The following is a 12,803-nucleotide window of genomic DNA, read 5'->3' as shown; positions in this document are numbered from 1 at the left end:
TTATACTAATACTAGTAATTGAGGTGAAGAGATGTATAAATTATTGACACATAATGACCTGGACGGTGTCGGCTGCGGTATTTTGGCGACACTTGCTTTTGGGGAGGATGTTGACATCCGTTATAATTCCATCAGCAGTCTGAATGAAGAAGTGAAGAAATTCCTTGCCGATGAAACCCAGCATGAGAAAGAACTATGGGTGACGGATTTGGCGGTGAATGAAGAAAATGAAGCCGCGATCAGCGAATTCATCCTATCTGGCGGCAAGGCCCGCCTTATCGATCATCATAAGACAAGTGAACATCTGAATGCTCATGATTGGGCGTGGATCGCGACTAAGCAAGAAGATGGAACGCAGACTTCAGCAACAAGTATGCTGTATGACGTCCTGGTGGATGAAGGACATCTGGAGAAAACAAAAGCGGTAAGCGAATTTGTCGAGCTTGTCCGCCAATATGATACATGGGAATGGGAAAAACGGCAGAATGAAGCTGCCAAGCAGCTGAATGCCCTTCTCTTCCTGCAAAGCATCGAGGAATTTGCAGGTGAAATGATAGAACGCCTGCAGCACAGTGCATCTTTCGTTTTCAGCGATTTGGAAGAAAAACTGCTGCAAGTCCAGGATGCCCAGACAGCACGTTATATTCGCAAGAAAAGGAAGCAAGTCGTGCCTGTCAAAATAGATACATATCTAGCGGGAGTCGTTCATGCAGAGTCCTACCTCTCTGAATTGGGAAATGATTTGGGTAAGACTTTCCCGCATCTTGATTTGATCGTCATGGTGATGATGGGTACCAAACGCTTGAGTCTCCGTACGATTCACGATGATATCGATGTATCAGCCATTGCGGCGAAATACGGTGGCGGCGGTCATCAAAAAGCTTCCGGAGCAACATTGACGGAAGATGCTTTTGAGCTGTTCGTAAAGAATGCTTTCGATTTGCAGACATTGCGGCCGGATGCTGCCGATAACCGTTTCAATGTGCCGGAAAACGATCTGGGAACGTTATATGCAAATGAGCTAAATGACAAATTCCTCATCGTCCAGCAAAATCGGAAATATTATATCATGAAAAATCAGCAGCCGGCTGAAATCGGCTTTGCATCTTTCGAGGAAGCGGAACGACATCTAAAACGGGAAGAGCACGCTTTCCTCGTCACAGATCATCGCTTTGTAAAATATTTGAGCGAACGTGTGAAGAAACAGGACCTTACCGTAGATCAGCCTGTCCAAAAGAATCAGGAGAACTAACAAAGAGCGGGAGACACTCAGTTGTTTCCCGCTCTTTTCCTTATTATTTTTCCGCTGCGGCGATTGCCTGCTCGATCAGCAGAATATCCTCATGAATCAAATTCCGTATTTGCGGCTCCGGGCATCGTCTGTATTCATCCTCCAGCCGTTTCAGCTCTGCATAAAAGATATCAATGTCCGTAAAATGCATATTTTCTGCCTCCAAGTGGCTTTTTATTTATATATGCCAACCCCCTTGAAAAATATACCTCCTATTTAATATTATTTATAGTTGTTGCCGCATGATTTATGTGGTAGAATCTCTCTAACACAGTCAAAATATTTTCAATATTTAATCTATTGAATTATCTGACTATTTAGAAATGTTTTTTCGCTTGGAGGCACTTATATGAAAAAATCAATTCCCTTTTCTTATGTGATCGTCACTGGTTTCATGCTGTTCGCCCTTTTCTTCGGGGCAGGCAATCTGATTTTCCCTGCCCTTCTTGGCCAGCAGTCCGGGACTAATGTATTGACTGCCAACATCGGCTTTGTCATCACCGGTGTGGGGCTGCCGCTTCTTGCTATTTTAGCCTTCGCCATATCAGGCAAAAATGATTTGCAGGACTTGGCCAGCCGGGCTCATCCGATCTTCGGGCTTGCTTTCACCGTCATCTTGTATCTGTCCATCGGACCGTTATTTGCGATGCCGCGTACAGGCACAGTATCATTTGAAATCGGCATCCAGCCATTTCTGCCTGCTGATGCCGGACCATGGCCGCTGCTCATTTATTCCATCCTGTTCTTCGGGATTACCTGCTTCTTCTCTTTGAAACCGGCTAAAATCGTCGATGTGGTCGGTAAATATCTGACACCAGCCTTGCTGCTGTCCATTGCCGTGCTGATCATCACGGTCCTTGTCAATCCGATCGGCAGTCCGCAGGATCCAACGGAAGCTTACAGCAGCAACGCTTTCTTCAAAGGTTTCCAGGAAGGCTATCTGACAATGGATACACTTGCGGCGTTCGTATTCGGTATCATTGTCATCAACTCTGTGAAAAATATCGGCATCACGGACCGCAAAAGCATTCTAGGGTTCACATGGAAAGCAGCCTTGATCGCCGCGGCCCTGCTTGCTTTGATCTACACTTCCTTATCCTATCTTGGCGCAACAAGTGTAGCCGGCATTGGCTTGCTGGATAATGGCGGTGCCGTCCTGGCCGGGGTTTCCGAATCCTATTACGGAAGTTTCGGCAACGTCTTGCTTGGTTTGATTGTACTGGGTGCCTGCCTGACGACAAGCATCGGTTTGGTGACAGCATGCAGCAGCTATTTCAGCCGTCTGCTTCCTAAAGTCTCTTACAATGTTATCGCCATCGCACTATCTGCTTTCAGTGCTGTCGTCGCAAATGCCGGTTTGGCTAATATCATCACATTCAGCGTCCCGGTATTGACAATCATCTATCCGCTGGCCATCGTCTTGATTTTACTGACTTTCTTGCATAATGCTTTCGCTGGAAGCAGAGCTGTCTACTTGATCAGCCTTCTTTTCACTTTTGCAGTCAGCCTGATGGAAGGCTTGAATGCAGCCGGAATACCGATCCAGGGAGTGCAGGATTTCCTGACAGATAATCTGCCGCTATACAGCCTGGGACTAGGCTGGCTATTGCCGGCAATCATTGGAGCTGTGATCGGATTCATCGTTCATTTAGCAACTGGGTCCAATCGTAACGAATTAAAAAATGCAGGTGTACGGTAAGCATTCATAAAAGACTATAAGAAAACACGCTTGGATTTTTCAAGCGTGCTTTCTTTTTTGATTTTTATGAAACACGTCCCAAAAACAAGCAAAGGATGCTGATGTAAGACAATCCTTACCATTTATGCTACGCTTGAAAGAGAATCGGAAAGGAGAGAATTGTATGCAAAATCATATCCCTACCTTGAAACTGCACGACGGTTCGATTTTCCCTGCTGTCGGCTTCGGTACATATCAATTGAAAGGCAGCCAAGGCGTGCAGGCGATCCGCAGTGCAATCGATGCCGGCTATCGTCTTTTGGACACTGCGTATAATTATGAAAACGAGGCGACTGTCGGACAAGCGATCAAGCAGCATGGCATCCCCCGTGAGGAAATCCTGGTGACATCCAAGCTGCCTGGCCGTTACCAAAAATATGATGATGCGATTACAGCAATTCAGGAATCCCTTTATCGTGCTGGCCTGGATTATTATGACTTATATTTGATTCATTGGCCGAATCCGAATCAAGATCATTACGTCGAAGCCTGGCAGGCTTTGCTTGATGCACGTAAATGGGGTCTTATCCGTTCGGTTGGTGTATGCAACTTCCTGCCCGAACATTTGGACAGACTCAAGGAAGAAACCGGTGAGCTGCCAGTCATCAACCAGATCGAGCTGCATCCATTTTTCAATCAGGAGGAACAGCGGCGCTACCATGAGGAAAATGGCATCGTGACGGAATCCTGGAGTCCGCTCGGCAGAAAGACCAATCTGCTGCAGCATCCTTTACTTGCTGAGATCGCCGAAAAGCATGGCAGGACCGTTTCCCAAATTGTACTGCGCTGGCATTATCAGCTGGGTAGCATCGCCATCCCAAAATCAGCCACACCAAGCAGACAGCTTGAGAATATTGCCATCTTCGATTTCGAGCTTGATCAAGCCGACATGGAAAAAATCAGCGGGCTGACAGCTGCGGACGGAAGGATCGCCGATCAGGACCCGGCGGTATATGAAGAATTTTAATAAAAGCGCTGTGCGGATTCCGCGCAGCGCTCTTATCATTTCTTCTCGAATTCCATTTTCCAGCTGTAATAGTCGTTGTCCGGATTCTTTTCATAAGAAAGGTAGGCGGAAAATTTCTTGCCTCTCTTGCTCGTCAGTCCTTTTACATGGGCGGTGCCGCTTTTCAGCAAGGCTTTCACCATCGTCTTGGTCGGCTTCTTCCGCATTGCTGCCAGGAATTTATCCGCCTTCCAAATGATGAAGCTGCAGGATTTTTTGTAGTTTTTACAGCCGAATCCCTTATACCCTTCCACGACTTCCCCGCCGCAAGCCGGACACTTGCCAAGTACTTCATGCGTGAGGGTTTGCTTTTCGATTGTCCGTATCGGAGCTGCTTGATCCTGTTTCATCGTTTGGACAGCTTCCTTCGTGAAAGAAAAAATCATCTCCAAAAATTCTTCCCGTTCCACTTTGGCATCCTCTATATCTGCCAGTGTCTTCTCCAGTCTTCCGGTAAAGTTCAAGTCAAATAACGGCTTGACCGGAAAAGTTTCCACAAGCTTTTTACCTGTTTCCGTCACATGCAGCTCTTTGCCTTTGTTGCTGATATAGTGAATATCTTTCAGTTTCTTGATCGTTTCCGCCCTTGTTGCCGCCGTCCCGATACTGAAGCCCCGCAGAACCTCACCTATTTCCTCTTCGTCCTGCTTTCCTTTGCCGCAAGTTTCCATGACGCGTAATAACGTCTTTTCCGTATGCGGCTTCGGTGGCTGCGTCATATGAGAAGTGACAGCTGATTCCCATGTATCGACCAGCATGCCTTCTTTGACATCCGGCAACAATGTTTCCTTTGCTTGCTGCTTCTCGACTTTTTTCCAGCCATCGGCGAGCTGAATCCGTCCCTTGGAGATAAAACTGCCGGATAGGGATACATCCGGAATCACGGTTTCCAGGATGGTTTCCTCATATACCGCGACCGGCATGAATTGCATGATGAAACGATTTTTGATCGCATTATAAACAAGCTCCTGATCCGGGGTAAGCCTTTTTGGCAGCACGTACGTCGGTATGATGGCGCTATGGCTGGAAACCTTGCTGTTATTGAATACGCGCTTTGAGCGGGTAAATTTGATTTCGGCTTCATAAGGCAATCCCGCTGCCACTTTTTTCAATACTCCAGCTGCCTTGCCTACAAGGCTTTCCTCCAATGCTGTACTGGATGTACGAGGATAAGTGATATATTTCTTTTCATAAAGCGTTTGTGCTACCTTCAGCACCTTATCGGATGTCCATCCGCTGTATCTTGCCGTCATATGACCTTGCAGACCGGATAGATTGAACAAAGGCGGGCAAAATTCCTTCTTTTCTTCCGTCTGCTTATCCTTGATTTGCCCTTGTTTCCCCTGTATTTGCTGAAGGATGCTTTGCAGCGGCTCCCTTTCCTTGAACTTATCCGTTTTCCCTTCCTTATAGACACCTTCATAAAACTGCATATCGGCTGTACGGAAAGTCGCCATCAGCTTGAAATAAGGCTCGGGTTTGAACTCACTGATTTCCTTATCGCGATCATAGATGATTTTCAAAGTCGGCAGGAGCACCCGTCCGATATTTAGTACTTTACCGCGGCCGCTCTGATAACGGAGTGTCGCTACCGAGGTCAGGTTGATCCCGATGACCCAATCGGCCCATTGGCGGCCGATCCCGGCATCATATAGGGGCTGAAGCTCAGCGTTTGGGCGCAGCGACTGGAGACCGCGCAGCACTTCCTGCTCCGTCCACTCATTCAACAGCAGCCGGTAGACAGGCTTATCCGGTTTCACATAGTTGATGATGCTGTCCCCGATCAGCTGTCCTTCCCGGTCATAGTCACAGGCAGACACAATCCGGCTGACATCCCTTCTTTGCATGAGCCGTTTTACGATGGCAATCTGCTTTTTCGCCCCTGGGTCAGCAGCATCGCGATTGCGCGGACTCGATTTTACTTTATAGCGGAAGGAATCCGGCACAAATGGAAAGTTATCCAGCTTCCATCTTGCCATCCCAGCGTCATAATCTTTCGCATCATATAATTGCAGCAGGTGGCCGAAAGCCCATGTAATGATATACTCAGACCCTTCATAGAATCCGTCCTGTTTCGTTTTTATTTTCAATGCATCAGCGATATTCTTCGCAACCGAAGGCTTTTCCGCCAAAATGACAGTCATACTCATATATAGATAAAACTCCTTTGATCTATCAAGCTCATAACCTCTATTTTAACATAAAAAAGCACTGACTCTTTAAGTGGAGTCAGTGCTTTTCATCAAAGCGCTTTAAGTAAAGTGGAATGAATCGTACGCAGGACATCTCCCCGGCTGATCACCCCGACCACCTGTTTCTGATCGTTCACAACCGGTATCTTCTTGAAGCGATGTTTGGCCAGGATGTTCACTACATCCTCCATTTCGTCATCCTCGTGGACAGTGACGATCCCGCGTTTCTTCGCCAGATTCAATATAGGACGATCCTTCAGTTCATCAACGATCTTATCGATTTTCTCGGCTTTGAAGCTTACTGTAAGCAAATAATTAAAGACGATTGCATCCTTGGGCTGGATCCCCCGCAGAATATCGCCGTCACTGACGACGCCTACGATGCGCTGTTCTTTGTCCAGTATCGGCATGCCGCTGATCCGCCGATCAACAAACGTTTTAAGTACATGCTTTACCGTATCCTGTTCGTTCGCTGCTATTACATCTGTTATCATGAAGTCTTTTGCTTTCATATAAAAACCCACCTTCTATATGGGATGAATGCTACAACTTTATTATACGCTTACATGACTGAATTTGCTAAAAAAAAGACATCTGCCAAATAAGCAGATGTCAAAAATCATCATTCTTTTTCGAAATGCTTCGTACTCCGGACTGTATCGATCGGCCGTACAAGTTTTTCGATTTGTTCGCGTTTTGGTTCCAGGAACGGCGGCAAAGAAAGCTTCTCGCCAAGCGTCTCATACGGCTCGTCTCCCATGAATCCAGGACCATCCGTCGCGAATTCGAATAGAATTCCTGGTGCAACCCGGGAATATAGCGATTCAAAGAAATGACGGTCCACGTAGCCGGATGTCTGGAACTGGAAGCTGTTCATACGTTCGATCCACTCTTCCAATACCGCACGATCCTCTACACGGAAAGCAGCATGGTGCACAGTCCCGAATCCTTGTCTGCCATCTGGCAAAATCGTATTGTGCTCGAGGATGACGCTCGCTCCATTTCCGCCTTCGCCCACTTCATATAAATAAAGGGATCCTTCTTGGGCAACCGGGCGGAATACCAGTACTTTTTCGAGCATTTCCTTGAAATAATCGATATGCGCTGTCCGTACAAAAATCGGCCCCAGCCCTGTGATGGCAAATTCCAATGGTACTGGACCATTCTGCCATGGTGTCCCGGATGCAACACCCTCATCGAGTTCGTCACTGATCAGCTGGTATTGCTGCTCATCAAAATCCTCGAAGGATAATGTCTTCTTGCCGAATTGCTCTTTGATGCCATGATGTTTCACTTGCAGACGATCGAATCGATTCACCCAATAATCCAATGCTGCGTCAGTCGGCACTCTGAAGGATGTCTTGTAAATCTCATTCGTGCCATGGGTCCCTTTTGGAATACCAGGGAAATCGAAGAATGTCATATCTGTTCCGGCACTGCCTTTGTCATCTGCAAAGAATAAGTGATATGTTTGGATATCATCCTGATTCACTGTTTTTTTGACCAGACGCATGCCAAGTACATATGTGAAGAACTCATAGTTTTTTTCTGCACTGCTCGTAATTGCCGTTACATGGTGTATACCTTTTAAATGATTCATCTTTATCACACTCCAGCCTGATGATGGAATTACCTCGAATTCGAGATAATTATATTATGACGTATCTGCCGCATGATGTCAAACAAATGAAAGCTAAAGAAATAGCACCCACGCTTTCAATTTCTTCAATCTTTTTCAATTTTAATCGTAATTGAATGCGAGCAGCACGGTTTTAACTCACTGGCTTTTATAAAGACCTCCAGTTTCAGCCTCGGATCTTCTTTACGATAGATTTCAATTTCAAGCAAAAACAATAGAGCTCATTCTTATCGGACAGAATGAGCTCTATTTCTATAGTTGATATTCTTTTAGTCTCTTTGCTTTTCTTTTTAGCATATAAACACCAAAGGCACCCAATAACGTTATCGGCGCTATCATCATCCCTATCCAAAGAGGCGCTTTGCTTCCGCTCGAAATGATCGGCAGCCAGAATGATAGTATATGCATCAGGACAAGAAATAAAATGGCATTAGATAAATGCTTATATTTAGCCGCTTTTGATTGGGCGTCTGTATATATTTCCAATTTATCCGTCCCGTCGTCTTCTTTGCAAAAATAATACCAGCCTCCAAATGCACTGACCAGCTTCCAGCCATCTTCCTCGAACAGCATGAAATAGTCTTGGTTTCGAATACCGAATTGATAATCCAGCCGATATATCAATTTGGACGGTCCGGCAGCTTCAAAGGTGTAGGTGAACCAGCTGTATCTCTCCAGGATCCACCCTTCCTGCGCCATCCGCTGCAGCCATACCTCTTCTTTCTCGTCGCTCCAAGCCCAAAAAAATTTCCTTATCTTCTTTCTCTCTGACATAATTCTCCCCCTGCTTGCTTTTCACTGATGCCAATCCAGTTTTTTTACCTCATCACTCATGGTTTATTTTGTTTTGGTATAAAGAGCTTTCATTTCTTTTACTGTAATCATGCAATTCTGCCAGAAAGGCATCTTATCCCATTATTATATCGAACCGCGATATATATCGTATAACGATATAATACCATAATCTTTACAATTGAGGCTATCGATATTTTTTATGACGAATGGTAATATAATGGAAAAGGAGTGTGATATTCTGCGTAGTGCTATTTTTGATAAACGTTTCTTATTCTTGACGATAGCTGCCCTTTCGTTTCAAGCGGGTGCCATATTGCTTGCTGTGTATGAAAAGGACGCCTTTGCGGTACTTTTGATAATCGGCATTTTGATGTCGGCATTGTCGGTAAGAAGAGGGATCATTTATTATCATTCCCAAGATAAAAGCGCCTGAACGGTGTCCAGGCGCTTACCAATGCTTGACATCTTTGAAATCCCGCATGATGATGCGCGACTCTTTGATATCCTGATATAATCGATATGGTTTGCTCGCCAGCCGGATCGGCAGCGTGAAAAGGAACTGACTGAGATCATCTTTGTACTCTGTCGTCATCCTGGAAGGCTTGGAAAGGATGCGATTCTGCCATTCTTGCTTGAATTCCTTCTGCAAATCGAGCCGGACATCAATCGCATGATGACATTGAGTACAGCAAATCGTCTTGAGCTTGTCGTTGATGTAGGTAATGGTGAATGGAGACTCCTCGCGACAATGGATACAATATAACTCTGCTTCCATGCAGCTTCGTTTCACTGTTATCTCCTCTTTCCTGTGTCTGGCTTTTTAGAACCCAAAAGGCTTCTGCAGCTTTTTTATCCTTCCTACTCAGAACATTTCGCTATCTGCATGCCAATATCCTGTCTATTTCCATCAATTTATATGCATGTTTTTCAACTCTTCGTATACGATTTTCAATAGTCGTTCTTCTATTCGGGGTCCTTCTTCTTCATCCAGCAGCCCATTCAGCAGAATCGAGAAGACTATTCGTTCACCTGATTTTGTTTCCATATAGCCCGACAAGGAACTGACTCCAGTCAGTGTCCCTGTCTTTGCCTTGATTTTTCCGGCCAGCTCACTATCGGCGAAGCGATTGCGAAGTGTTCCGCCAATCATCCGTTCCGGTTCGCCAGCGACCGGCAGGGAATGTTCAAAAGCATGGGACCAAGGCTCGTTCTGAACATGTACAAGCAATGCTGTCAGCTGCCTGGCAGTTATGCCATTCACATGTGAAAGACCAGAACCATCCCGAATGACCATTTGCCCTGTCGGTAATAGTCCATCAAGATAGCGTTCGATTTGTTCGATACCATCTTCCCAGTTCCCAGCTCTTTCCTTGCTGCCCATATGCTTGACATACATCTCGGCATGGCCATTATTGCTTAGCTTCATGAATGGAAGCAGCAATTGCTGAAGCGGTGCAGATTCCTTGCGCAAAAGCTCCGTCGTCTTTGCTGGAGCCTTTGCTGTTTTACTGCCGCCATCCACCTGAATTCCTGCAGCTTCGAGATTCTCCTGGAACAAATGCAGTACATATTCGGCAGGTTCCCAAACAGCTACCCATTCCTGCTCTTTTTCACCTGGAGCAATTGTGCCTGAAATGACGATATCATTGTTTCCATGCGTTCGAACCACTTCCAATTCTGCTTCACCCTCTTGGGAAATGACTGCATGATTATGTATGGTCACATAATCCGTTGCAGGGATGATGCTCACATTTGGTTTTCCTGATGAAGACGATGCATCCACCACAACCTTTACGGTTCCTGTATCATGATCGGTATCCGGCGCTGCCGTCAAAGCGCTGATTGCGGCACCATAATAGGCCGACTCATCTTTCCAGGTAGTATCTTCACTATATCGTTCCTGATCAAAATATGTATCATCAGCGATGATATCACCATGTATTTTCTTGATTCCTGCTTTGCAAAGCTGTTTTGCCAGCTGCCCGATGTCCATATATGTCAAAGACGGATCACCTTTACCAATCAAATATAAGTTCCCATGAAGCTGTCCTGCCGAGATGCGGCCGTCGGTGGCAATGATCGTTTCAAACCGGTGATCTGCCCCCAGTCCATCCAAAACAGCTGCAGCAGTCAAAAGCTTCATATTGGATGCAGGACGCATACGCTGATCGGCGCTTCTTTCATAGAGTGTCTTGCCTGTTTGGCCTTCAGCGATATGGATTGCAACAGCCGCTCCCTGCAATTGTTCCTCGCTTGCCAAGTATTCATTAATCCTTTCTTTCATCGCATCCTCTTTTCCGGCTACGCGGATATGCCCGTGAGGGATCAAACAAGCAAAAAACAAAAGCATTACAGCTAATAATCGCGCAATTTTGCGAAGCATCTGCAATTCCTCCTTTTGCATACCCTGCTTAACCTGTACGTTTTCATCTATATGTATGTAGTGTAACAAACTATCAGATAATTTAAAATATTACTCAAAGGTAAAAAAAAGACACCATCAAAGGGTGTCTTCATTCTTGATATATAAGCATACGGGGCAATGGTCGCTGCCCAGCGTCTCTGCATGTATCTCCGCTTCTTCTATTTTGTCCTTCCATCTCTGGGAGACGATGAAATAATCAATGCGCCAGCCGATATTCCTCTCCCTCACCTTATTCATATAAGACCACCAGCTGTAAGCATCCTCGCGATCCGGATATAGGAAACGGAAACTATCCACGAATCCGGAAGCAAGGAAGGCTGTCATCTTTTCCCGTTCTTCTTTCGTGAAACCGGAATTACCATGATTCGTCTTGTGATTCTTCAGATCGATTTCTTGATGGGCCACATTCAAATCACCGCATAAAATGACTGGTTTGCGGCTGTCCAGCTCCTGCACATACGCAAGGATCCTGTCTTCCCACTCCAGCCGCTCCGCCAATCGCGTCAAATCTCGTTTGGAGTTCGGTGTATAAACCGTCACCAAATAGAAATTATCATACTCCAGCGTGATGATGCGTCCTTCAGGCTCCGTGACGCCTTCTTCCAACCCATATGTGACATGCAGCGGTTCATGCTTCGTGAACACAGCAGTACCGGAGTATCCTTTACGCTCTGCATAATTCCAATATTGATGATAACCAGGCAGATCTAATTCAATTTGACCCTCCTGGAGCTTCGTTTCCTGCAAGCAGAAGAAATCTGCATCTTGTTCCTCAAAATATTCAAGAAAGCCTTTCTTTACACAAGCTCTGATTCCATTGACATTCCATGATACGAACTTCATTTTCTCTATTTCCCCCGTTGTCTGTCTCTAATCTGTGATGTGCAGGATTATTTTCCCTGCATGTGTTCTGCTTTCCATTAGCTGATGCGCTTTGAACGCATCCTCGAGCTTGAATTCTTTTATGCTTGGAAAAGTAATATCTTCTTTTTCTACGAAGCTGATAACTCGATCAGCAATAAACTTCAAATCTTCTGGGCGTTTTTTGCGAGTCGTTCCCAAGCTATAGCCAAGCAGAGACCGGCAGCTTGCGTGGACGTCTGATGTTTTAATCCCCCCGGCTGCGCCGCTCGCATTCCCGTAGTTTACTAATCTACCATAGGGTGCAAGACAAGTAAAACTATCTTCCATTATATTTCCGGCAAGCGAGTCTAAAATTAGGTCAACACCAGCTCCATCTGTCAGGTTCCGAACCGAATCTGGGAAATTATCATAAGTAATACAAACATCAGCACCAAGTTCCAAAGGCAAAGCTGCTTTCTGATCTGCGCTTACGGTTCCTATTATTTTGCCTGCACCTAGTTTTCTTGCAAGCTGAACCAATGTAAGGCCTGTCCCGCCTGATGCAGCATGAACAAGCACAGCTTCTCCTTTGCTGAGTCTTCCAACGCGCTCGAGCAGCATGAACGACAAAAAGGAAGGAACCGGACAAGCCGCAGCGACAGGCGAATCAACATGATCTGCAATCGGATAGACAAGCACGGCATTCGCTATAGCATATTCCGCATATGTGCCTGACTTTGCAAATGCGATAACTCGATCGCCGATATGAAGTCCTTTGACATCTTGCCCTAGCTTATCAATGATTCCGACAGCATCCAGTCCTAGTATACCAGGGGTGCCAGACCCCTTTGTGCCCTTTCGCTTTTTTATATCA

12 protein-coding genes are annotated in these 12,803 nt (G+C 45.7%); 3 read left to right on the top strand and 9 right to left on the bottom strand.

Going from position 1 to position 12,803, the window contains the following annotated elements:
• Positions 1-31: 31 nt before the first annotated feature.
• Positions 32-1,252 (top strand): DHH family phosphoesterase, encoded by a 1,221-nt coding sequence (locus CHH53_RS05800; RefSeq protein WP_095215183.1) that lies wholly within the window; start codon positions 32-34, stop codon positions 1,250-1,252.
• Between the two features lie 43 nt (positions 1,253-1,295).
• Here CHH53_RS05800 and CHH53_RS17485 read toward each other — a convergent pair whose 3' ends face one another.
• Positions 1,296-1,442, bottom strand: a complete 147-nt coding sequence (locus CHH53_RS17485; protein WP_198946026.1) for a hypothetical protein — start codon at positions 1,440-1,442, stop codon at positions 1,296-1,298.
• Positions 1,443-1,640: 198 nt separating this feature from the next.
• Here CHH53_RS17485 and brnQ point away from each other — a divergent pair, with 198 nt between their 5' ends.
• Both brnQ and CHH53_RS05790 read left to right on the top strand, forming a co-directional pair.
• The gene (gene brnQ / locus CHH53_RS05795; protein ID WP_095215182.1) at positions 1,641-2,990 is read left to right on the top strand and encodes a branched-chain amino acid transport system II carrier protein; all 1,350 of its coding nucleotides are present in this window, start codon (positions 1,641-1,643) and stop codon (positions 2,988-2,990) included.
• A 163-nt stretch (positions 2,991-3,153) separates the two neighbouring features.
• The gene (locus CHH53_RS05790; RefSeq protein ID WP_095215181.1) at positions 3,154-3,996 is read left to right on the top strand and encodes an aldo/keto reductase; all 843 of its coding nucleotides are present in this window, start codon (positions 3,154-3,156) and stop codon (positions 3,994-3,996) included.
• Between the two features lie 35 nt (positions 3,997-4,031).
• Here the strand turns inward: CHH53_RS05790 and CHH53_RS05785 are convergent, their stop codons facing one another.
• The 8 genes from CHH53_RS05785 to CHH53_RS05745 form a co-directional block, all read right to left on the bottom strand.
• Positions 4,032-6,179 carry a type IA DNA topoisomerase gene (locus tag CHH53_RS05785; RefSeq protein ID WP_095215384.1) on the bottom strand — a complete coding sequence of 716 codons (2,148 nt, stop codon included), beginning with the start codon at positions 6,177-6,179 and terminating at the stop codon, positions 4,032-4,034.
• 98 nt (positions 6,180-6,277) lie between these two features.
• Positions 6,278-6,739: a CBS domain-containing protein gene (locus tag CHH53_RS05780; protein WP_095215180.1), complete on the bottom strand. Its 462-nt coding sequence runs from the start codon at positions 6,737-6,739 to the stop codon at positions 6,278-6,280.
• Positions 6,740-6,849: 110 nt separating this feature from the next.
• On the bottom strand, positions 6,850-7,827 hold the full coding sequence (locus CHH53_RS05775; RefSeq protein WP_095215179.1) for a ring-cleaving dioxygenase: 978 nt from the start codon (positions 7,825-7,827) through the stop codon (positions 6,850-6,852).
• Positions 7,828-8,118: 291 nt separating this feature from the next.
• Positions 8,119-8,640 carry a DUF2812 domain-containing protein gene (locus tag CHH53_RS05770; RefSeq protein WP_095215178.1) on the bottom strand — a complete coding sequence of 174 codons (522 nt, stop codon included), beginning with the start codon at positions 8,638-8,640 and terminating at the stop codon, positions 8,119-8,121.
• Between the two features lie 469 nt (positions 8,641-9,109).
• Positions 9,110-9,451, bottom strand: a complete 342-nt coding sequence (locus tag CHH53_RS05760) for a bh protein (protein WP_095215176.1) — start codon at positions 9,449-9,451, stop codon at positions 9,110-9,112.
• Between the two features lie 117 nt (positions 9,452-9,568).
• Positions 9,569-11,044, bottom strand: a complete 1,476-nt coding sequence (dacB, locus tag CHH53_RS05755; RefSeq protein WP_158221496.1) for a D-alanyl-D-alanine carboxypeptidase/D-alanyl-D-alanine endopeptidase — start codon at positions 11,042-11,044, stop codon at positions 9,569-9,571.
• A gap of 117 nt (positions 11,045-11,161) precedes the next feature.
• On the bottom strand, positions 11,162-11,929 hold the full coding sequence (locus tag CHH53_RS05750) for an exodeoxyribonuclease III (RefSeq protein WP_095215174.1): 768 nt from the start codon (positions 11,927-11,929) through the stop codon (positions 11,162-11,164).
• A 27-nt stretch (positions 11,930-11,956) separates the two neighbouring features.
• On the bottom strand, positions 11,957-12,803 hold an 847-nt coding region (locus CHH53_RS05745; protein WP_095215173.1), incomplete at its 5' end, for a quinone oxidoreductase family protein.

The organism is Terribacillus sp. 7520-G (genome assembly GCF_002271665.1).
GTDB lineage: Bacteria > Bacillota > Bacilli > Bacillales > Amphibacillaceae > Terribacillus.
This window is presented reverse-complemented; position numbering and strand designations above follow the sequence as displayed.